Source organism: Pseudomonas sp. RU47 (assembly GCF_004011755.1).
GTDB lineage: Bacteria > Pseudomonadota > Gammaproteobacteria > Pseudomonadales > Pseudomonadaceae > Aquipseudomonas.
Window position 1 is genome coordinate 1,397,268 of sequence record NZ_CP022411.1, and the last position, 20,547, is coordinate 1,417,814.

Consider the following 20,547-nt stretch of genomic DNA (forward strand, 5'->3'; position numbering starts at 1 on the left):
AGGTCTGCAAAGACTTCAACTGACTGGCCATATTTCGTTGTCGCCGATGACGAAGATTCTGCAGCTTTCATCCTTCTCGACTAAATACCCCCCAGTAAAGGCGCCAAATGCCGGCAGCAGACTGATGCGTTCGCCGAGCTTGAAACACGCCAGGCGCAAGCGTTGTCGACCCTTGCCGTGCAGCCGATAGACCGGGTGTACGTGACCCGCCAGCACGTGCCTTTCAGGATGCGGGTCAGGTTCATGCTGCAAGGCGAATGGCCCGAGCAGCAGCGGTTCCGGCACCACCCGGATGTTCAGCGATTCAGGCGGGTCACCAGCGCGTTTGTCGTGGTTGCCGCGAATCAGCGTCATTGGCAGCTCAGCGTGGCGCGCACGCCATTGCGCCAGCGCGCTCAGCGTGCGTGTGGCATGAGAGCCGGGCCCGTGCAGGAAATCCCCGAGAAAGATCAATAAACGGCAGGGAAGCTTTGCCAGCAGCCGATCAATCACGGCGATATTGCTCGCCGTGGTGCCATGCGGGACCGGTTGACCAAGACTGCGGTAAGCCGCGGCTTTGCCGAAATGCACATCGGCAATCAACAGGACCTGCTGCGCGGGCCAGTACATGGCTTTCTCGGGCAGGAGCCAAAGTTCTTCGCCGGCCAGACGCACCGGGTAGGGCGCATTCATCGGGATTTATCCTTGTCGGCGCTATTCTCCAGATCACCGACCATTCGCCTGATGCGATCAGCGAGTTTTTCCGAACTCATGCTTTCGCGCATGCGTTCCACCAGCAGCGGAAACCCTAGCGGTGTAGGACGTTTGAGCTGATGCACGTCCAGTTTCATCCCGTTGATCCGCTCCAATGTCTGTTCCAGGCGACCAATATCCAGTTCTTCGCGTAAGACTTCTTCCCCGGCCTGCGCCAGCAACAGGTTGTCGGCGTCGTATTGTTTGAATACTTCGAAGAACAAACCGCTGGATGCCTGTACCTGCCGGGTGCTTTTCGGCGCGCCTGGGTAGCCGGCGAAGACCAGCCCGGCAATCCGCGCGATCTCGCGAAAGCGCCGCAGCGCCAGTTCGCCGGCATTCAGGCTGGCCATAACGTCCGTTAACAAATCATCAGCATTGAAGAGATCGGTATTCAAATACTCGGCCCAGTCGATCGGCGTAGCGCTGAGCAATTCCAGGCCGTAATCGTTCACCGCAATGGAAAACGTCACGGGCTGCCGTTGACTGACGCGCCATGCCAGCAGGCTCGCCAGGCCCAGATGCACTTGGCGCCCGGCAAACGGATAAAGGAAAAGGTGCCAGCCCTCGCGGGACTTCAATACTTCGGCCAACAGGTTTTCTGTGGTGGGCAAACCCGACCAGCGCATCTGGGTTTCCAGCAAGGGTCGCAATGCCTGCATTTCCGGGCCGATAAACTCGCCCTGCGCGGCGGCACTGAAGCGCCTGACCACGGCCTCAGCCAATTCGTTTGAAAGTGGCATCCGCCCGCCATTCCAGCGCGGTACGGCGGCTTTCTTCGCAGTGCTGCGTTTGACGTAAGCGGTCATGTTTTCCACTCGCACCAACTCCAGCAAACGCCCGGCGAAGAGAAAACCATCACCGGGTTTGAGCCGCGCGATAAAGCCTTCCTCGACACTGCCCAGCTGTTTACCACCGCCGCCCTTGCTCCAGAATTTCAGCTGGATGCTGGCATCGCTGACGATCGTGCCGATGCTCATGCGATGACGCCGCGCCAATCGTGCATCGGGCACACGCCAGATGCCGTGCTCGTCCGGTTCGACCCGGCGATAGTCCGGATAGGCTGTCAGAGACATCCCGCCATGGCGTACGAAAGCCAGCGCCCACGCCCAATCGGCGGGTGTCAGGTCACGATATGCCCAGGCACCGCGGACTTCTTCGTACAAGTCCTCAGGAATAAAGCCACCGCCAAGGGCCATGCTGACCAAATGCTGCACCAGTACATCCAGCGGTTTGTGCGGTGACAGGCGTGGTTCGATACGCCGTTGTTCGACGGCATCGCCGGCGGCAGCCGCTTCGATCAATTCAAGGCTGTGCGTTGGCACCAGTGTCACTCGCGACGTGCGTCCCGGTGCATGACCGGAGCGCCCGGCGCGTTGCATCAAACGCGCGACACCTTTGGCCGAGCCTATTTGCAATACGCGCTCGACCGGCAGGAAATCCACGCCCAGATCCAGACTCGATGTGCAGACCACGGCTTTCAGTTGCCCGTCCTTCAAGGCCTGTTCGACCCAGTCGCGGGTCTCGCGAGACAGTGAGCTGTGATGCAACGCGATCAACCCGGCCCAATCCGGCCGTGCCTCCAGCAGTGCCTGATACCAGATTTCCGATTGCGCCCGGGTGTTGGTGAAGACCAGCGTGCTGGCGCAGGCATCCAGTTCGGCAACGACCTGCGGCAACATTTTGAGACCGATGTGCCCGGCCCAGGGAAAACGCTCGATGGCCGGTGGGAGGAGGGTGTCAACCTTCAGCGATTTTTCGCTTTGTCCTTGAATACTGATTCCGCCGCCCTGCGGGATTAGCACCTGCTCGGCGTGGGATTGATTACCGAGGGTCGCGGATACGCCCCAGACAATCAGATCAGGTTGCCAATGGCGCAGGCGGGCCAATGCCAATTGCAACTGCACGCCGCGCTTGTTGCCCAGCAGTTCGTGCCACTCATCGACGACGATCATGCGCAAACTCGACAGCGCGACTTGTGCGTCGGCGCGCGCCAGCAGCAGTGTCAGGCTTTCCGGCGTGGTGATCAGCGTGGTCGGCAGGCGTCGGCTTTGGCGGGCGCGTTCGCTGCTGCTGGTGTCACCGGTGCGCAGGCCGATGCTCCACGGGATCTGCAGATCATCGACAGGTGTTTGCAAGGCGCGTGCAGTATCGGCGGCGAGCGCGCGCATGGGGGTGATCCACAGCACTGTCAGCGGTTCGGCCGGTTGTTTGCGTTTACGCGATGTTTCGACGGCAGGCTGCGAGCGGGCAAAGCGATTGAGCGCGGCAAACCACACCGCATAGGTTTTACCGGCACCGGTGCTCGCGTGCAGTAGACCGGATTCACCGTTTTTCACCGCCGCCCATACCTGTTTCTGAAAGGCGAACGGCTTCCAGTCGCGGGCGCTGAACCAGATTTTTGCCAGGTCGGGGGATTTCGCCATGCGGGCTGCGCGCGCTCTGGAGGGGTTCTTTCAGAGACCGCGCGGCGGGCAGACAAGTTTGATTTTTCAGGCTGGCACGGTGTGCTTTTTGTAGGAGTGAGCCTGCTCGCGATAGCGGTGTGTCAGTCACATTAGTATTGGATGTAATGACGCTATCGCGAGCAGGCTCACTCCTACAGGGGGATTGTGTGCGGCGTTATTTGAGGTTACCGCTGAGGAATTGCTTCAGGCGTTCGCTTTTCGGGTTGCCCAGCACTTCCTCAGGCGCGCCTTCTTCTTCCACCAAACCCTGATGCAGAAACAGCACCTGGCTGGAGACTTTCCGGGCGAAACTCATTTCGTGGGTCACCATGATCATCGTCCGGCCTTCCTCGGCCAAACCTTGAATCACCTTCAACACTTCCCCCACCAACTCCGGGTCGAGCGCCGAAGTCGGTTCATCGAACAACATCACCTCCGGCTCCATCGCCAACGCCCGGGCAATCGCCACGCGCTGTTGCTGCCCGCCGGAGAGAAACGCTGGATATTGATCCGCCACCCGCGCCGGCAGACCGACCTTGTCCAGATAACGCCGCGCACGATCGTCGGCTTCCTGTTTGCTGCAACCCAACACCCGGCGCGGGGCCATGGTGATGTTTTCCAGCACGGTCATGTGGCTCCACAGGTTGAAATGCTGGAACACCATTGCCAGACGCGTGCGCAGGCGTTGCAGCTCAGCAGCGTCGGCGACGTGCATGCCGTGGCGGTCGGTGACCATGCGGATCGCCTGGCCATCGAGGCTCATGGCGCCATCATTGGGTTGTTCGAGAAAATTGATGCAGCGCAAAAAGGTGCTTTTGCCCGAGCCGCTGGCGCCGATCAGGCTGATCACGTCGCCGGTCTTGGCCTTGAGCGACACGCCTTTGAGCACCTGATGGTCGCCATAGCTTTTATGCAGGCCTTCAACGGTCAGTTTGTACATGGGACAGACATCCTCAAGGCGAAAGTAGGTAGCCGCTGCGATAGGCTTCGGCGCCCGCGACGTGGGCGATGACCATACCGGCGGTGGCCATGCGTCGCAGCGAGCGGGCGTACATCAGGCCGGCGCTGGTGCAATGAATGGGGGTGATCCGGTCGTTGATCGGGTCGATGATTTCAGCAATCTGTTGCCCGGCTTCGAGGTATTGACCGGCCACCGCTGTGTACACCAGCAGGCCACCGACCGGCGTGATCACCGGTTCCACACCCGCCAGTGGCGTGGCGGGATAGGGCAATGGCGGCTGCGGTTTGGTTTCGCCGACGATCGCATCGGACTGGATCAGATAATCGATCAGCGCCTGGCAGTCGCGGCTGGCCAGTGGATGGGTGACGTCACCCTGGCCGCGCAACTCGACGGTCACCGAGAAACTGCCAAGCGGAATTTCGAAGTGCTCGCCGAAACGTTCCTTCAGTTGCCACCACAGCAGGGTGAAGCATTCGTCGAACGACTGGCCGCCGGAATCGGTGGCCAGCAGGCTCGCCTGAGCTTCGATGTAGCGCGCCAGCGGTTCGACCTGCGGCCACGCTTCGGGCGTGGTGTAGAGGTGCACCACCGATTCGAAATCACAGTGCAAGTCCAGCACCATATCCGCGTCGCAGGCCAGCCGTTGCAGGGTCAGACGCTGGGATTGCAGTTGCGTGCTGGCGGTCTGGCGGGCGAGGGCGTTGCGCAGATGCGTGCGGATCAGTTCGAGGTTGTGCTGCGGATCGTCATTCAGCCTGCCTTCGATGGCGTTGCCGATTTCTTCACTGAGGTCGACGAACCAGCGGTTGAAGTTCTGCCCGCTCTCCAGTTCGTAGCGGCCCAGCGGTACGTCCATCAACACTTGTTCGAGGCCGACCGGGTTGGCCACCGGTACCAGCACGATTTCGCTGCGCAGGCGGCCGGCCGCTTCCAGCTCGGCCAGACGTTGCTTGAGGTGCCAGGCGACGAGCATGCCCGGCAGTTCGTCGGCATGCAGCGAAGACTGAATGTAAACCTTGCCCTTGGCCTGTTCCGGGCCGAAGTGGAAGCTGTGGATCTGTCGTGCGGTCCCCGGCAGCGGGGCCAGCAAGTCATGGATCAGGTGGCGCATTTTTTATCTCTTTATTCCTGAGCTGGGCCTAGTGAGTCGGGCCGAGGAAGGCCAGCCATCGGCGTTCGGCAAGGCGGAACAGGCCGACCAGCGCAAAGGTAATGGTCAGGTAGATCAGCGCGGCAATGCCGAACGACTGAAAGGTCAGGAAGGTCGCCGAGTTGGCGTCCCGCGCGACTTTCAGAATGTCGGGGATGGTCGCGGTGAAGGCCACGGTGGTCGAGTGCAGCATCAGGATCACTTCGTTGCTGTAATACGGCAATGATCGGCGCAGGGCCGAGGGCATGATCACGTAGGCATACAGCTTCCAGCCGGTTAGCCCGTAAGCCTTGGCGGCTTCGACTTCGCCGTGGTTCATGCTGCGAATCGCCCCGGCGAAAATCTCCGTGGTGTAGGCGCAGGTGTTCAGGGCGAAGGCGAGGATCGTGCAGTTCATCGCATCGCGAAAGAAACTGTCGAGCAACGGCTGCGCACGCACGGCGGCGAGGCTGTAGATCCCGGTGTAGCAAATCAGCAACTGGATATACAGCGGCGTGCCACGGAACAGGTAGGTGTAAAACTGCACCGGCCAGCGAATGTAGAAGTGCGGCGAAACTCGCGCAATCGACAACGGAATCGACACCAGAAAACCGATGAAGATCGAGGCGCTGAGCAGCCACAGCGTCATCGCCAGCCCGGTGATGTTCTGGCCGTCGGTATAAAGGAAGGCGCGCCAGTATTCCTGCAGGAGTTCGATCATCGTACGGCCTCCCGGGCACCGGCGGCGTAGCGGCGTTCGAGCCAGCGCAGGATGAAGTTGGAAGCACTGGTGATCAGCAGATAGATCAACGCGGCGAGAACCAGGAAGTAGAACAGTTGATAAGTGCTTTTACCGGCGTCCTGTGCAGCTTTGACCAGGTCGGCAAGGCCGATGATCGACACCAGTGCGGTGGCCTTGAGCATCACCATCCAGTTGTTACCAATGCCCGGCAGGGCGAAGCGCATCATTTGCGGGAACACCACGTAGCGAAAGCGCTGGCCGCGTTTGAGGCCATACGCGGTGGCGGCTTCAACCTGACCGCGCGGCACGGCGAGAATCGCGCCACGGAAAGTTTCGGTGAAATACGCGCCATAGATGAAGCCCAGGGTCATCACCCCGGCGCTGAATGGGTTGATCTCGATGTATTCCCATTCCATGTAGTCAGTCAGGGACGTTAGCCAGGTTTGCAGGCTGTAGAAAATCAGCAGCATCAGCACCAGATCCGGCACGCCGCGAATCAGCGTGGTGTAGAGCTGGGCAGGCAGGCGTACCAGTTTGACTTTTGACAGCTTGGCACTGGCGCCGAGCAGGCCGAGCAAAACGGCCACCAGCAGCGACAACGCCGATAATTTGATGGTCATCCAGGTGCCTTCCAACAGCAACGGGCCAAAGCCCTTGAGGCTGAAGGCTGCGAGCCCCAGATTTTGTAAGAGGTTTTCGAACATAAATCAGCAACCTGAGCGGATGGAAAAGGCGCCCATCGAGGATGGGCGCCGGGGCATTATTTGCCGCTGTACAGATTCAGATCGCCAAAGTGTTTCTTTTGAATCTCGGCGTATTTGCCGTCATCGTGTAACGCTTTGATACCTTTATCTAAAAGCGCTTTCAGCTCAGTGTTACCTTTCTTAATACCGACAGCGGTTTTGGCTGGCAGCAATTCGCTGTCGACTGGCTTGCTGACGTCATAGTCGGCGCCCTGTGGCGACTTCAAAAAGCCCAGTTCGGCTTGCAGCATGTCCTGGATACCGGCGTCGAGACGGCCGGAGGTCAGGTCGGAATACACCTGATCCTGGTTCTGATAAGCCTGGGTTTTCACGCCGGCCTTGTCCAGCACGGCTTTGGCATAGGCTTCTTGAATAGTGCCTTGCTCGTAGCCGACGGTTTTGCCCTTGAGGGACGCGACGTCTGCGGTGATGCCGGAGCCTTTCTTGAACACATAAGCGGTCGGGCCGGAGAACAGTTCGCTGGAGAAGTCGATGACTTTTTCGCGGGCCGGGGTCACGGTCATCGACGAGATCACGCCGTCGAATTTGTTGGCCTTGAGGCCCGGAATCATGCCGTCGAAGTCACTTTCGACCCACTTGCACTTGACCTTCAGTTCGGCGCAGATCGCGTTGCCCAGGTCGATGTCGAAGCCCACCAGGCTGCCGTCGGCCGCTTTCGACTCGAACGGTGCGTACGAAGGGTCAACGCCAAAGCGCAGCTCTTTGTATTCCTTGGCCAGCGCGGAGCCAGCGGCCATGCACAACGCCAGTGCAGAAAGGGTCAGCAATGCTTTTTTCATTATTCAATCCCTAAGAACCAATATGAGCGCTTGTGGCGCAGAATTATTGTTACTGGAACGCGTACGACCTATAGAAAGTAGCAATTTCCGAACCAGAGTCCCGAACAAGTGTTTTAAAAGGTTGGCGCAGCGATTGGATGAGCGAGTCAGTGCCCGCAAACGGGCACTGAAAATAGCTTGCACTGATTCAGGGCTGATCGTTCCCACGCTCTGCGTGGGAATGCAGCCCGGGACGCTCCGCGTCCCATCCACAGCCGAACGCGGAGCGTAGGAACGATCTTCGCGTCATGTTGAACTCAGGCGAGAAGATCCTGCAATGTGGCTAGGCTATCCGCCTCATCCACGGTTTTATCCTGGCGCCAGCGCAGCATCCGTGGAAACCGCACGGCAATCCCGCTCTTGTGCCGCCGCGACAGGGCAATGCCTTCGAAACCCAGCTCAAACACCAGACTCGGTTTCACGCTGCTCACCGGGCCAAACTTCTCCACCGTGGTCTTGCGCACAATGCTGTCGACCTGACGCATTTCCTCATCGGTCAGCCCCGAATACGCCTTGGCAAACGGCACCAGCGCGCGCTGACTCGAGTCGGGCGGGCCGTCCCACACTGCGAAGGTGTAGTCGCTGTACAGACTGGCCCGCCGACCATGCCCGCGCTGCGCGTAAATCAACACGGCATCGACACTGAACGGATCAACCTTCCATTTCCACCAGACGCCCATGTCCTTGGTGCGGCCAACCCCGTACAGCGAATCCCGCGCCTTGAGCATCATCCCTTCAACGCCCAGCCGCCGCGAGGACTCGCGCTGGCGGGCGAGGTCGAACCAGTCGCTGCCGGTCAGCACCGGTGAGGCCAGCAGCACCGGGCTGTTGCAACGGGCGATGACCTCTTCCAGTTGCGCGCGGCGTTTGGCCTGCGGCTGGTTGCGCCAGTCTTCGCCTTGCCATTCGAGCAAGTCGTAGGCGAGTACCACCACCGGCACCTCTTCGAGGATTTTCCTGTCGAGGGTTTTGCGACCGATACGTTGTTGCAGCAGGGCGAAGGGCTGCACGGCCGGCGGTTGGGTCGATTGCGGATCAAAGGCGTCTTCAGTGCCCGGATGGGTGCTTTTCCACACGACGATTTCGCCGTCGATCACCGTGCCGTCAGGCAGACCGTGCACCAGCACTTCCAGTTCGGGAAAACGCTCGGTGACCAGTTCCTCGCCCCGCGACCAAATCCACAGCCGGCCTTCACGCTTGACCACTTGTGCGCGGATGCCATCCCACTTCCATTCGATCTGCCAGTCGCTGGCAGGCCCGATCAGTGCTTCGAACTCTTCCACCGGTTGTGACAGGGCATGAGCGAGGAAAAACGGGTACGGCTGACCACCGCGCTGGGCATGTTCATCGCTGGACTCAGGGGCGATCAGCTTCAGGTAGCTGGCGGCGCTTGGCCGATTGGACAGGTCGGTGTAGCCAACCAGACGCTGCGCCACGCGTTTGCTGTCCAGCCCGGCCATCGATGCCAGAGCCCGGGTGACCAGCAGTTTCGATACGCCGACGCGGAAACTGCCGGTGATCAATTTGATGCACAGCATCAGGCTCGATCGATCCAGTTGCGCCCACAGGGCGGGCAGTTGTCGGCTGAGGTATTCCGGAGTTTCACCGCGTAGCGGCAGAAGTTTATCTTCGATCCACTCGGCGAGGCCGGCGTCGGAACTGTGCGGGTTTTCCGCGAGCACCAGCGAAATGGTTTCCGCCAGGTCACCGACCGCTTGATAGCTTTCTTCGAACAGCCACGGTTCCAGGCCGGAAATCTCGACAGCCAGTTCGCGCAGGATTCTCACCGGCACCAGTTGCCGGGGCCGGCCACCGGACAGAAAGTACACCGCCCACGCAGCGTCATGCGGTTCGGCCTGGGCGAAGTACGTCTGCATCGCCGCCAGTTTGGCGTTGCTCGACGTAGTTGCGTCGAGTTCGGCATATAACTCGGCAAATGCTTTCATGCGGGCATCTCGACGATGGTCGGTTCGGTGGCGATGTTTTCTTCTTCGTCATCGCCGTATTCGGTGTTGAAACCCTGGGCATCCAGGCCTTTTTCACGCAGATGCCGCACCAGCACGCCAATCGAGCCGTGGGTGACCATCACCCGTTCCGCGCCGGTCTGTTCGATGGCCCACAACAGACCGGGCCAGTCGGCGTGATCGGAGAGCACGAAACCGCGATCGACACCGCGCCGCCGCCGCGTGCCACGCAAGCGCATCCAGCCGCTGGCAAACGCGTCGCTGAATTCACCGAAGCGGCGCATCCAGGTGCTGCCTCCCGCCGAGGGCGGGGCGATGACCAGGGCCTGGCGCATGATCGGGTCGCTTTTCTTCACGTCGCCGGCGTAGATCGTCGGCGGCAGGTACACGCCAGCCTCGCGGTAGACCCGGTTCAGCGGCTCGACCGCGCCGTGACTGAGGATCGGGCCGAGGCTTGCGTCGATACCGTGGAGAATCCGCTGGGCCTTGCCGAACGAATAGCAGAACAACACGCTGGCTTTGCCGGCGGCAATGTTCGCTGCCCACCACTGATTGATCTCGCTGAACACCTGCGCCTGTGGCTGCCAGCGGTAGATCGGCAGGCCGAAGGTCGATTCGGTGATGAAGGTGTGGCAGCGCACCGGTTCGAACGGGGCGCAGGTGCCGTCGGGTTCGATTTTGTAGTCACCCGATGCGACCCAGACTTCGCCGCCGTATTCCAGACGCACCTGCGCCGAGCCGAGCACGTGGCCGGCGGGATGAAAGCTCAAGGTGACACCGTGGTGCGTCAGGCGCTGGCCGTAGGCGAGGGTTTGCAGGTTGATGTCCTGCCCCAGCCGCGCGCGCAGAATCCCTTCGCTGGCGCTGCTGGCGAGGTAATGCTGGTTGCCGGTGCGCGCGTGATCGCCGTGGGCATGGGTAATGACCGAGCGCTCGACGGGGCGCCACGGATCAATGTAGAAATCCCCGGCAGGGCAATAAAGACCTTCGGGACGGGCGATAACAAGGTCCATGTCGTTACCAGGAATGGGGGGCTTGTTAGCTATGAGGTTGGCGCGTGTTCAGAAGTTCTATCGACTTTGAAGAGCGACCCTCACCCCAGCCCTCTCCCAGAGGGAGAGGGGGCCGAACGAGGTGTCTGGCGAATGACATCGACCTGAAAAAACGAGTCGATTATGGATTCGGCAACGCACGAACCGGCTTAACTCAGGATTCGGCAGAGCACGAACCAAGTTAACTCCGGATTCGGTACAACAGTTTCAGGTCGGCGTAGACCTGCAGCATCCCCCAATCAGTCCCCTCTCCCTTTGGGAGAGGGCTAGGGTGAGGGGCTTTTGATTTACAGGGCCGACCGAGATGCCCGACGAGTTGAACCGAGCAAATTCCGGATTCGGCAGTGCCCGTTCAGGTCGGCGTATGACTCAATCAACCCCCAATCAGTCCCCTCTCCCTCCGGGAGAGGGTTAGGGTGAGGGGCTTTTGACCTTTGCCTTATTTGCCGGGAGTAAGAGTCAAACGGGCCTTGCCATACACCCGGTCAAAGTTCTGCGGCTGCATCGGCAAACCGATGTACTGCCCCTTCAACCACGCATCGATGCCATTGAGGTAGTTGGGACTGACCGGATTCCCCGATTGCCCCGTACCGTTCTGCCCCAGCAACGGTTCAGTCTGGCCGAAGTCGACAATGAAACGCATCGACGGCGCACGTGTGGTGGTGAAATCCTGCCCCCAAGCGAACGCTGAAGTGTTCAGCGTCGTGTGATCGCCACCGGCCGCCAGCGGCCCGCGCACGGTCTGACCATTGCTGTTCTTCCAGGCATAGCTGTGCAACTTGCCCCACTGCCAGGCGCGATGGTCGCCGCCCAACTGACTGTCGCCAGCGCTGATCGCTGCGGCGAAGCTGCGGGCGAGAATCAGCGCTTTGTCCTCTTTCTGCGGCGTGCGCAGGTCATCCCAGAACGGACTGTCTTCACGCCCCAACAGATGATCGGCCTGCGCCGCGTAAGACAAATCGCCGTTGGCGATAAACGCCTTCCACGCAGGGCTCGATTCCGGACCGAGCTCATCGAGGAAGATCTGCTTCATGCTTTCCTGCAGGAACAGTTCGTAAATCGCCGCGTCTGCCGAGGTCGGGCTGAGCTTGCCGTCGAACGCCATCAACCGGGTAAACGCCTCGCGCGCCTTGCTGCGATCCGCTTCCGGCAGGGCATCGATTGCCTGTTTCAGCGGTTGTTTCATGCCCGGTGCTTCGAAGACTTTTTTCAGCTTGGCGGCGAAGGTGGTGGTCTGGTCGTACTGCATAGCGATCACGCTGCGGCTGTCGTGCTTGCCGCTGCCGGCCAGTTCCGCCAGACGTTCGCCACGCTCCGGTGCGGCCCACGAGTTCGACAATTGCATGCCGTAACCGTGCGGGATCACGCGCTGGTTGGCGGTGCCGAGCCAGCCTTGTGCCGGATCCTGATCGTATGGATGCAGCATCGGGTCGGCGTAACCGTCCCAGTCGTAACGACCTTCCCAGCCCGGCGATGGCAGCAAACCTTCACCTTCGCGGCGATTCGGGAAGCGCCCGGTGACTTGCCAACCAATGTTGCTTGCATCGGCGAACACCAGATTCAGGGCAATGGCGCGGATTTCCCGGCTGGCATCCGAAGCTCGTTCTACGGTTTGCGCGCGGGTCAGATCAAAAAACGCATCCAGCGACTTGTCGTCGGTGAAGCTCGGCGTTTGCAAGGCCAAGCCGAAACCGCTGCCTTGGGCCGCCGCCTGAGCACTGTTGAGCAACGCGCCGTGGCGGGTTTCGTATACCGCTTCGCGAATCGGTCGCTGGCCTTTGACGAAGTAGGTTTCGTTGCGCACGCCCAGCGGCTGCCATCTGCCGTTGACCTCGTAGGTCAAACTGCTGCCCTGGCGACGGATTTTTTCCAGGAACAGGTCCTGGTTGTCGCCGAGCACGCTGGTCATGCTCCACGCCACTTTGCCGTTGAAACCGCCAAGGACCAGTGGCAAACCGGCAACCGTGACGCCTGCGGCCTGATATTTCGGTGCGCGGATCTGCACGAAGCTCCACAGCGACGGTGCGGCCAGCGGCCCATGGGCGTCGCTGGCCAGCAGGCTCTTGCCGCTGCGGCTGCGTTGCGGGGCGATCGCCCAGTTGTTCGAAGACGTGGTGCCCAGCAGGTTCAGTGCCGACAGTTGCTGGCTGGCGCTGCTCAGTTCGGTCAGCCCCGGGATTTGCCCGTTGAGCTTGAGACCTTGCAGCTTGTCAGCCTCGGCCAGTGGCAGATTCTCGTCGGGTGCGGACGGCGTCAGCCAGGCGAGTTTGTCGCTGGTCACGGTTTGCGCGAGCACCAGCGAGGATATTTCTTCCGGCAGGTTGGCCGATTGGCTGAAATTCAGCAGGGCGAAAATCAGCGCCGAATCTTCCGGTTTCCAGTATTCAGGCTTGTAGCCGCTGGAAGCGAGATCGCCCGGCAACTTGTCGGCGTAGCGGAACAGGTAGGCGTTGACGCCCCGCGCATAGACTTCGAAGAAACGCTTGAGGCGTGGCGACGAAGCTTTGTACAGCTCGCCGGCGCTTTTCTTCAGATTGACCGCGCGCATGTAGCGGTCGGCGTCGAGCATCGATGCGCCGGACATTTCCGCCAACCGGCCCTGCGCCAGCAGGCGCAAGGTGACCATTTGATTGATGCGGTCGCTGGCGTGCACATAGCCGAGGCTGAACAGCGCGTCGTGAAAGGTGTTGCTCTCGATCAACGGCATGCCCATGGCATTGCGTCGCACCGACACGTTCTGCGCCAGGCCCTTGAGCGGTTGCACGCCGGAGGTCGGCGGGAGGGTGTCCTGAGCGTTCCAGGTCTGGCAACCGGACAGGCCCAAAACACCGGCCACTGCTGCGGCAACGCCGAACCGGGGAAGAAAATGAGTAAGGGCTGGCGAGGCCATGGCAAAGCTCCTGCGGGGGTGTAGAGGCTGGGGGCGCAATAAAGCCGCTACGTTAGTGAGCAGGAGGTGGCCGCGCAAGCGGGGGCAGGGGTTATTTGTGTATTTCTGTCGAATGGAAAAGATCGCAGCCTGCGGCAACTCCTGCATAGGCATGCATTCCCATGCAGGAGCTGCCGCAGGCTGCGATCTTTTGCCGTTAAATCAGGATTTGGGTGGATTGATTTTCTGCACCAAGGCGTAGGCCTTCACGGTCGCCGGGCGATCCTTGATGTGGTTGAACCAGCGCAGTACATGCGGGAAGTCTTCCAGGTTCTGGCTCTGCCATTTGTGTGAAACGATCCACGGATAAATCGCCATGTCGGCAATGCTGTATTCGCTGCCGGCGACGAATTCGTTATCAGCCAGTTGCTTGTTCAACACGCCATACAAACGTGCGGTCTCGTCGATGTAGCGCTTGATCGCGTAAGGAATTTTCTCCGGAGCGAACTGGCTGAAGTGATGATTCTGCCCGGCCATCGGCCCCAGGCCACCCATTTGCCAGAACAGCCATTGCAACGCCGTTTGCCGACCGCGCAGGTCTGTGGGCAAAAACTTCCCGGTCTTCTCCGCCAGATACAACAGGATTGCCCCGGACTCGAACAGCGACAGCGGTTCACCGCCATCGGCCGGTTCATGGTCAACGATGGCCGGAATGCGGTTGTTCGGGGCGATCTTCAGAAAATGTGGCTGGAACTGCTCACCCTGACTGATGTTGATCGGGTGCACGTTGTACGGCAGGCCGGCTTCTTCGAGGAACAGGGAAATCTTGTGGCCGTTGGGGGTGGTCCAGTAATACAGGTCGATCATGGAGAACTCCAAAGCAGAAATGGACTTGCGTGCGGACAGCAAACGCCGGCGTCAGGTCGTCCCGTGTGCATTCGATAGCTTGCTTAACAGGAAGAGGTGATGCTGAACTGCGCAGAATTCAATGACCCCGCGTGAGAAAAATCGCCATGGAGCTTCAGGCCAACGCTGCACTGATCATCATCGATCAGCAAAAGGGCATCCTGCAGCCGCGTTTGGGGCGAAGGAATAATCCTCAGGCGGAAGCGCGAATCCTTGATCTGCTGGGGCATTGGCGGCATAGCACGAGGCCGGTGATTCATGTGCAGCACCTGTCGCGTGAGCCTGATTCAGTGTTCTGGCCCGAACAGGAAGGGGTGGAATTTCAGCAGCGGTTTACGCCGCAGAACGGGGAATGGCTGATTCAGAAACAGGTGCCGGATGCGTTTTGTGCCACCGGACTAGAGGCGCGGTTGCGTGAGGCGGGGATCGGGCAACTGATCATTGTCGGCGTGGCGACCAACAACTCGGTGGAGTCAACGGCGCGCACGGCGGGCAATCTGGGGTTTGCAGCTTGGGTGGCGGAGGATGCCTGTTTCACCTTCGACAAGGCCGATTATTTCGGCACGTTGCGAACGGCTGAAGAGGTGCACGGGATGTCGCTGGGGAATCTGGATGGGGAGTATGCGACGGTGGTCAGTGCGAAGCAGATTCTTGCGGCGGGCTGAATAACTTCGCCGTATGCGCAGGCCCCTTCGCGAGCAGGCTCGCTCCCACAGGGATCGCGGTGGGCACAAAAGCCCTGACCGGCGCAGATCAAATGTGGGAGCGAGCCTGCTCGCGAAAGCGGTCTGTCAGGCGAAACGACTGTCCGCCCAGTGCATCACGCGCCGTGGCACTTCTTGAATTTCTTGCCGTTGCCGCATGGGCAAGGGTCATTGCGGCCGACGTCTTTCAGGGCATTGCGCACCGGTTCCTGGTGGGCGTGGCCGCAGTTCGGGCCGTGAACATGGCCGTGGTCATGCTCGTGATGATGGTCATGATCGTGGTTGCAGTCAGGGCCATGGACATGAGGTTGCTGGGTCATCGGTGTTGCTCCGGAATTAAATCGGCGGGGATTATCACGCCATTGCGCTCAAGGTGCACGTAGTGAGCGATGAATAAACCGGTTTCCATTTCGCCCTGCAAACGATAGGGAATCTGCTGGTTCGGATTTTTCAGCATTTTCACCACGTCTTTTACCTTCGGCCAGAGGTTGGTGCGGATCGGCACTTTGAAATAGGCGCTGCGCTTGGGCCCGACGGTGAACCAGTGTTCATGCTCGCCTTCGGCCAGCAGCATATCGGCCAGATGAATGCGGTATTCGAGGCCCCGCACGGTCAGGTCGCTGTCGTTGGGGTTGTCGATGCGAAAGTGCAGGATGAATTTCTGTTCGAGCAGCTTGGCGCGCACCACTTCGACTTTTACCAGGTGCACGGCGGGGTCGACGCTGTCATCGCTGAACCACGACGCGCAGCCGCCGAGATTGAGGATCAGCATCAAGAACAGAAAATGTAGTGTGCGCTGGCAACCGAGCATGATTTAACTCCCTTTGGTGCCAGTCTAGACGCTAAAAGAACGCAGCCTTCGGCAGCTCCTACAGAGAAACGCATTCCATGTAGGAGCTGCCGAAGGCTGCGATATTTTGATCTTAAGCGCCAAAATACCCCGCACAGCACTTCTTGAACTTCTGCCCACTGGCGCACGGGCAGCTGTCATTGCGCCCCAGCTTCAACTGCACCGTCGGATCAATGAAGTACCAACGCCCGGCATTCTGCACAAACGACGAGCGTTCGCGGTGGCTGTGTTCGCCCTGGCTGTCGTGCCAGCGTGCAGTGAAGGTGACGAAGGCGTGTTCCGGCTGGCCACCGAAGACTTCCGAACTTTCGACATCGAGGCCGAGCCAGGTGCTCTGCGCGCTCCAGTCGCTGATCGACTGACGATTCAGTCCCGCTTGCTGAGCAGGCAGGGTGGTCGCCACAAGGTAATCGATCAAACCCAGCACATAGGCGCTGTAGCGCGAACGCATCAAGGCTTCGGCGCACGGCGCAGGATGGCCATCGTGATAATGACCGCAGCAGGCATCCAGCAGATTGCCGCTGCCGCAGGGGCAAATGGCTGTACTCATTGCATTACCACCAGTATTTCCCGAAGTTTTCCGGATTGGCCCAGAACCGCGAGTTGAGCCAGTCGGGGACTTGTTTGTAGTCAAGCAGATCGTAGGTGAACAGGGTCAGCACTTGATCGTCGCGTTGAAAGCGCTCGCTGGCCTGCAGCGCCAGCGAATAGAAGTCGGTTTCCTGCCAGCCGCTGGCCGACAGATCCGCCAGCACGGCAATGCGGCTGGCGTTGAGATTACGAATTCCGCCCAACAGATTCAGGCCTTCGCGCTTGGGCAAGTGTTCCAGGCAATCGACCACCAGCGCCAGATCGAAACGTTGCGCGGCCAGTTCGGCGGGCAATGCGCCCGGCGCCGTATGGGCGACGACGGTGTCTGGGTGCGCCACTTTAAAGGCGCTCAGGGCTGGAAATTCGCTGGCGCCGATCAGCAGCAGACGGGCCGGGGCGTAGCGATCCAGCAAAGCGGCCAACGCCTGTTGCGGCGTACGGGAAGAAATGGCGACGTTCATCGAAGCTCCTCAATCAGACCGCCAAGACTAGCCTGCCTGACGATGTCGGCAAAGAGCGCCGTTCCGTCAGTTACCGACGATTGCGCCAAAGTCCTGTGAACACGGTCGCAAACAGGCATGGCCTATTGCTGGCGGAGATTAAAACTCCGGTCTTTACTCCCTGAATCGGTTTTAAGCCGATCCCTCAGGAGAAAACCAGATGAGCATAGTTCGGACAGCATTACCTTTGATTCTGCTAACCAGTGTGTTGACTGGTTGCGCAGGTTTGCAGAAAACCGACTGGCCGACCTGTGCGGCGGTCGGTGGTGTCGTCGGTGCCGGTCTCGGCGCAACCGAGAGTTCGGCGTGGGCCGGCTACGGCGCGTTGTTGATCGGTGGCACGGCAGCGGCCTATTGCTGGGTACACGGTGATGGCGACGAAGACGGCGATGGCGTGCCGGACAGTCGCGACAAGTGCCCGGGCACGCCTAAAGGCGTACAGGTCGACGCTGACGGTTGCCCTCCACCAGCGCCTGCACCCGTGGTCGAAGAAGCTGTAGTGGTCAAGGAAGAAACCATTGTTATCCGTGATGTGCACTTCCAGTTCGACAAAGCCACGCTGACCGGCCCTGACAAGCAAGTACTCGACAAGGTCGCCACCCGCCTGAAACAGGAATCCTCGACGGCGCAACTGACCGTGACCGGTCACACCGACAGCGTGGGCAGCGATGCCTACAACAAAAAACTGTCGGATCGTCGCGCGCACTCGGTGGTGGATTACCTGATCCAGCAAGGTGTGCCGCGCGCCAGCTTCGTTTCGGTGTCCGGTCTGGGTGAAAGCCAGCCAGTGGCCGACAACAAAACGGCGGATGGTCGTGCACAAAACCGTCGTACCGAAATCAAAATCCAGCGTTAAGCCCCTCTCGCATCCGCGGCTTGTGCAGTCGCGGATGCGGGTCTTTACTCCTGTGTAACCGGTATGGGCCGGTGACACAGGAGCTTTCACAATGACTGTTTTCTCAAGGTCCGTCTTGCCGGTGCTGCTGCTAGGCAGTTTGCTCACCGGTTGCGCCACCCACAGCGATGGCACTGCACCCCTCAATCAACGTACGTGGCCGATCTGCAGCGTTATCGGCGGACTGGTCGGTGGCGGCCTCGGCGCTATCGAAAGCGCTGGCTGGGCCGGTGGCGGCGCAGCGCTGGGGATTCTTGCCGGCGGACTGATCTGTTATGCCCAGGACGGCGATGAAGACAGCGACGGTGTGTTCGACCGCCGCGACCGTTGCCCGGACACCCCGGAAAATACCCCGGTCGATCACCGTGGTTGCCCGCTGCCGCAGTACCCGGTCACGGAAAAAGTGCCGGAGCCCGCACCGCAAACTGAAGTCATCACCCTCAGCGATGCCGGCAACGTGCTGTTCGATTTCGACAAATCCGACCTGACCCCGGCGGCGAAAGCCCAGCTCGATACGCTGATGGACAAGCTGCGCAATGCCGATGTGGTGAGCATCAAGGTCATAGGTCACACCGACAGCAAAGGTTCGGATGCGTATAACCAGGCTTTGTCGGAACGGCGGGCGAGCAGTGTCGCGGCGTATCTGCTGAGTCAGGGGCTGGCGCCGAACAAGCTCACCAGCGAAGGGCGCGGAGAAAGTGAACCGGTGGCCGATAACGCAACCGATGAAGGGCGCGCGCAGAACCGTCGTGTGGAGTTGCATATCAATCGCTAGGACGCCTCTGTAGGGCGCAGGCTAGAGCTGCCGGACGATTATCAAAGTCGTTCCGGCAGCCATTTGGCGGCGCGGCGAAGTTTTTTCATTTGTGCCTCTGGCTTATCCCCCGCAGAAGCCGTTACTGTGCGCCCAAAGAATAATTCGCAACACGGGGGAGCGTATGAAAGTGTTCTGGGGGCTGGGGCGGTTGTTGACCCTGCTGTTCTGCTGCGTGGTGCTGGCCAATCAGCTGGTGCCGTTCGTACATCCGCTGCATCTGCTGGTCAATCTGGCTGGCGGCCTGCTGTTGCTGATTCATCTACTCGAAGTGCTGCTGTGCAATCGCAGCCTCAAAGGTCGTCCGCACCCTTGGCGTGACCGTGGCCGCATCCTGCTGTTCGGCGTATTCCACTTGCAATCCATCCCGGCCCCGGCCGCTCCGGAGGCTTCTTCCCATGCGTAAACTTTGCCTGCTCGCTGCATTCATCAGCCCTTTGGCCTGTGCCCAAGTGGTCAGTGTTGAAACCAATACGCTGATGCGTTTGCCCAACACGGCCAGCACGTTGCAGCTGGAAAAACTGGAAGTGGCCGATTACGGCACGTTGCTGATTCCTGCCAACGTGACCGAACTGACCGTGGGCGAGTTGCGTCTTGGCCATGAAGCCCGTATCGCGATCGTTCCGAGCGAGAACGCTTTGGAGATGAAGGTCGTTCGTGCAGAGCTAAGCGATGGCAGCCGGATTACTGCACGGGGTGCACCGGGTACTTATGAAAAAGCCGCCCGTGCCGGGCGCAATCTGAATCTGCAATTCAAGGCATTGAACGCGCCGCAACTGTTGGTCGATGCCCGTGGCGGCACCGGTGCGCCGGGTTTTGTCGGCCTTGATGGCGGTAATGGTGAAGACCCGGGCTGCACTTATGGTTCGGCCGGGCACGGTTTTGACGGCAGCAACGGGAGCGACGGCCAACCGGGTGCACCGGGAGCGCTGGTACGCCTTGAAGTGCCGCGCGAGTTTCCGGCCGAGCTGATCAAGGTCAATGTCGCGGGCGGTGCTGGCGGCCCGGCGGGTGTGGGTGGCAAGGCAGGGAAGGGCGGCAAGTCCAAGGGCTGCCTGGTGTACCGCGCCGATGGCGGCAAGAACGGCAAGGCCGGGGCGGATGGACAGCCTGGGCCAGTGGGGGCAGCGGGGGCGGTGACTGTGCAGCGCTTGTAAGATCACTGATTGTTCCCACGCTCCGCGTGGGAACACAGCCCGTGACGCTCCGCGTCACTGGACGCAGAGCGTCCCTTGCGGCATTCCCACGCAGAGCGTGGGAACGATCACGGCCTCGCCGCCGCAATCGCCACCAATACTAACCCCACAATCAGATTAAGCCCCACCACCCGCCGAATCCGCCCCAGCACCGCCGCACCCGCCGGCCAGTCCTTTGCATCAACCGCCGTACGCAACTCCGGCAGCATCAAGCCCTGAATGCGGATAAACAGCGCCGTCATCACCACATACAAGCCCATCATCACCTGCACATATTTCGGCGCGGTCTCAAAGCCGACCTGCTGCAAATGCAACATGCCCACGCCGCTGATCGGCAACAGGAGCACCGCAACCCAGACCCAACGGAAAAAACCTTGAAACACTTCCACCCACAAGGTCAGTCGGGCAGGGCCGTCGAGGGCCTTCACAGCCGCCGGGCGCAAGACCATCCAGGCGAAAAACATGCCGCCGACCCAAACCAGTGCGGCTAATACATGCAGGGGGTAGACGAGGCTAAAAAGTGTCATTGGGTTACTCCGTTCTGCGCAGGATCGATTCGCGGGGTATGATAGCCGCCGATTCAAACCACTGAAAATTTATCCAGCGTTTTTTG

21 protein-coding genes are annotated in these 20,547 nt (G+C 60.2%); 5 read left to right on the plus strand and 16 right to left on the minus strand.

Annotation, left to right across the window (positions count from 1 at the left end):
* Window positions 1–15: 15 nt before the first annotated feature.
* The 11 genes from pdeM to CCX46_RS06365 all read right to left on the minus strand — a co-directional run bounded on the left by pdeM (window position 16) and on the right by CCX46_RS06365 (window position 14,345).
* Entirely contained in the window at window positions 16–672 is a 657-nt protein-coding gene (pdeM, locus tag CCX46_RS06315; RefSeq protein ID WP_127926083.1) for a ligase-associated DNA damage response endonuclease PdeM, read from the minus strand.
* On the minus strand, window positions 669–3,158 hold the full coding sequence (locus CCX46_RS06320; RefSeq protein WP_127926084.1) for a ligase-associated DNA damage response DEXH box helicase: 2,490 nt from the start codon (window positions 3,156–3,158) through the stop codon (window positions 669–671). The genes pdeM and CCX46_RS06320 overlap by 4 nt, the downstream gene beginning before the upstream one ends.
* Window positions 3,159–3,354: 196 nt before the next feature.
* A complete protein-coding gene (locus CCX46_RS06325; RefSeq protein ID WP_127926085.1) occupies window positions 3,355–4,119 on the minus strand; it encodes an ABC transporter ATP-binding protein in 765 nt (254 codons plus the stop codon).
* A gap of 13 nt (window positions 4,120–4,132) precedes the next feature.
* Window positions 4,133–5,251: a succinylglutamate desuccinylase/aspartoacylase family protein gene (locus tag CCX46_RS06330; protein WP_127926086.1), complete on the minus strand. Its 1,119-nt coding sequence runs from the start codon at window positions 5,249–5,251 to the stop codon at window positions 4,133–4,135.
* Window positions 5,252–5,279: 28 nt separating this feature from the next.
* Window positions 5,280–5,990 (minus strand): ABC transporter permease, encoded by a 711-nt coding sequence (locus tag CCX46_RS06335; protein WP_016986412.1) that lies wholly within the window; start codon window positions 5,988–5,990, stop codon window positions 5,280–5,282.
* Window positions 5,987–6,715: an ABC transporter permease gene (locus tag CCX46_RS06340; RefSeq protein WP_127926087.1), complete on the minus strand. Its 729-nt coding sequence runs from the start codon at window positions 6,713–6,715 to the stop codon at window positions 5,987–5,989. The genes CCX46_RS06335 and CCX46_RS06340 overlap by 4 nt, the downstream gene beginning before the upstream one ends.
* Before the next feature lie 56 nt (window positions 6,716–6,771).
* Entirely contained in the window at window positions 6,772–7,554 is a 783-nt protein-coding gene (locus CCX46_RS06345) for a transporter substrate-binding domain-containing protein (RefSeq protein WP_007918608.1), read from the minus strand.
* Window positions 7,555–7,850: 296 nt separating this feature from the next.
* Window positions 7,851–9,539 carry an ATP-dependent DNA ligase gene (locus CCX46_RS06350; protein WP_127926088.1) on the minus strand — a complete coding sequence of 563 codons (1,689 nt, stop codon included), beginning with the start codon at window positions 9,537–9,539 and terminating at the stop codon, window positions 7,851–7,853.
* Window positions 9,536–10,570, minus strand: a complete 1,035-nt coding sequence (locus CCX46_RS06355) for a ligase-associated DNA damage response exonuclease (protein ID WP_127926089.1) — start codon at window positions 10,568–10,570, stop codon at window positions 9,536–9,538. The genes CCX46_RS06350 and CCX46_RS06355 overlap by 4 nt, the downstream gene beginning before the upstream one ends.
* 478 nt (window positions 10,571–11,048) lie before the next feature.
* Window positions 11,049–13,499 carry a penicillin acylase family protein gene (locus CCX46_RS06360; protein WP_127926090.1) on the minus strand — a complete coding sequence of 817 codons (2,451 nt, stop codon included), beginning with the start codon at window positions 13,497–13,499 and terminating at the stop codon, window positions 11,049–11,051.
* A 201-nt stretch (window positions 13,500–13,700) separates the two neighbouring features.
* A complete protein-coding gene (locus tag CCX46_RS06365; RefSeq protein ID WP_127926091.1) occupies window positions 13,701–14,345 on the minus strand; it encodes a glutathione binding-like protein in 645 nt (214 codons plus the stop codon).
* Window positions 14,346–14,491: 146 nt separating this feature from the next.
* Between CCX46_RS06365 and CCX46_RS06370 the strand changes: the two genes are divergently transcribed.
* The gene (locus tag CCX46_RS06370) at window positions 14,492–15,049 is read left to right on the plus strand and encodes a cysteine hydrolase family protein (RefSeq protein WP_127930360.1); all 558 of its coding nucleotides are present in this window, start codon (window positions 14,492–14,494) and stop codon (window positions 15,047–15,049) included.
* Window positions 15,050–15,204: 155 nt separating this feature from the next.
* On the opposite strand, the gene CCX46_RS06375 is transcribed toward CCX46_RS06370, so the two are convergent.
* The 4 genes from CCX46_RS06375 to CCX46_RS06390 form a co-directional block, all read right to left on the minus strand.
* Window positions 15,205–15,408, minus strand: a complete 204-nt coding sequence (locus CCX46_RS06375; protein WP_034154967.1) for an SEC-C metal-binding domain-containing protein — start codon at window positions 15,406–15,408, stop codon at window positions 15,205–15,207.
* Window positions 15,405–15,899, minus strand: coding sequence for an LEA type 2 family protein (locus tag CCX46_RS06380; RefSeq protein ID WP_127926092.1), 495 nt, complete (start codon window positions 15,897–15,899; stop codon window positions 15,405–15,407). Before CCX46_RS06380 ends, CCX46_RS06375 begins: the two co-directional genes overlap by 4 nt.
* Before the next feature lie 112 nt (window positions 15,900–16,011).
* On the minus strand, window positions 16,012–16,488 hold the full coding sequence (locus tag CCX46_RS06385; protein ID WP_127926093.1) for a YchJ family protein: 477 nt from the start codon (window positions 16,486–16,488) through the stop codon (window positions 16,012–16,014).
* A 4-nt stretch (window positions 16,489–16,492) separates the two neighbouring features.
* Window positions 16,493–16,990: a DUF6231 family protein gene (locus tag CCX46_RS06390; RefSeq protein WP_127926094.1), complete on the minus strand. Its 498-nt coding sequence runs from the start codon at window positions 16,988–16,990 to the stop codon at window positions 16,493–16,495.
* Between the two features lie 199 nt (window positions 16,991–17,189).
* Between CCX46_RS06390 and CCX46_RS06395 the strand changes: the two genes are divergently transcribed.
* The 4 genes from CCX46_RS06395 (at window position 17,190) to CCX46_RS06410 (ending at window position 19,895) form a co-directional block, all read left to right on the plus strand.
* Complete coding sequence (locus tag CCX46_RS06395) at window positions 17,190–17,885, plus strand: OmpA family protein (RefSeq protein WP_095119209.1); 696 nt, start codon at window positions 17,190–17,192, stop codon at window positions 17,883–17,885.
* Window positions 17,886–17,976: 91 nt separating this feature from the next.
* Complete coding sequence (locus CCX46_RS06400; RefSeq protein WP_127926095.1) at window positions 17,977–18,699, plus strand: OmpA family protein; 723 nt, start codon at window positions 17,977–17,979, stop codon at window positions 18,697–18,699.
* A gap of 163 nt (window positions 18,700–18,862) precedes the next feature.
* Window positions 18,863–19,144, plus strand: a complete 282-nt coding sequence (locus CCX46_RS06405) for a DUF1145 domain-containing protein (protein WP_038358130.1) — start codon at window positions 18,863–18,865, stop codon at window positions 19,142–19,144.
* Window positions 19,137–19,895: a collagen-like protein gene (locus CCX46_RS06410; protein ID WP_127926096.1), complete on the plus strand. Its 759-nt coding sequence runs from the start codon at window positions 19,137–19,139 to the stop codon at window positions 19,893–19,895. Before CCX46_RS06405 ends, CCX46_RS06410 begins: the two co-directional genes overlap by 8 nt.
* Window positions 19,896–20,002: 107 nt before the next feature.
* Here CCX46_RS06410 and CCX46_RS06415 read toward each other — a convergent pair whose 3' ends face one another.
* A complete protein-coding gene (locus CCX46_RS06415) occupies window positions 20,003–20,461 on the minus strand; it encodes a CopD family protein (protein WP_127926097.1) in 459 nt (152 codons plus the stop codon).
* Between the last annotated feature and the right edge of the window lie 86 nt (window positions 20,462–20,547).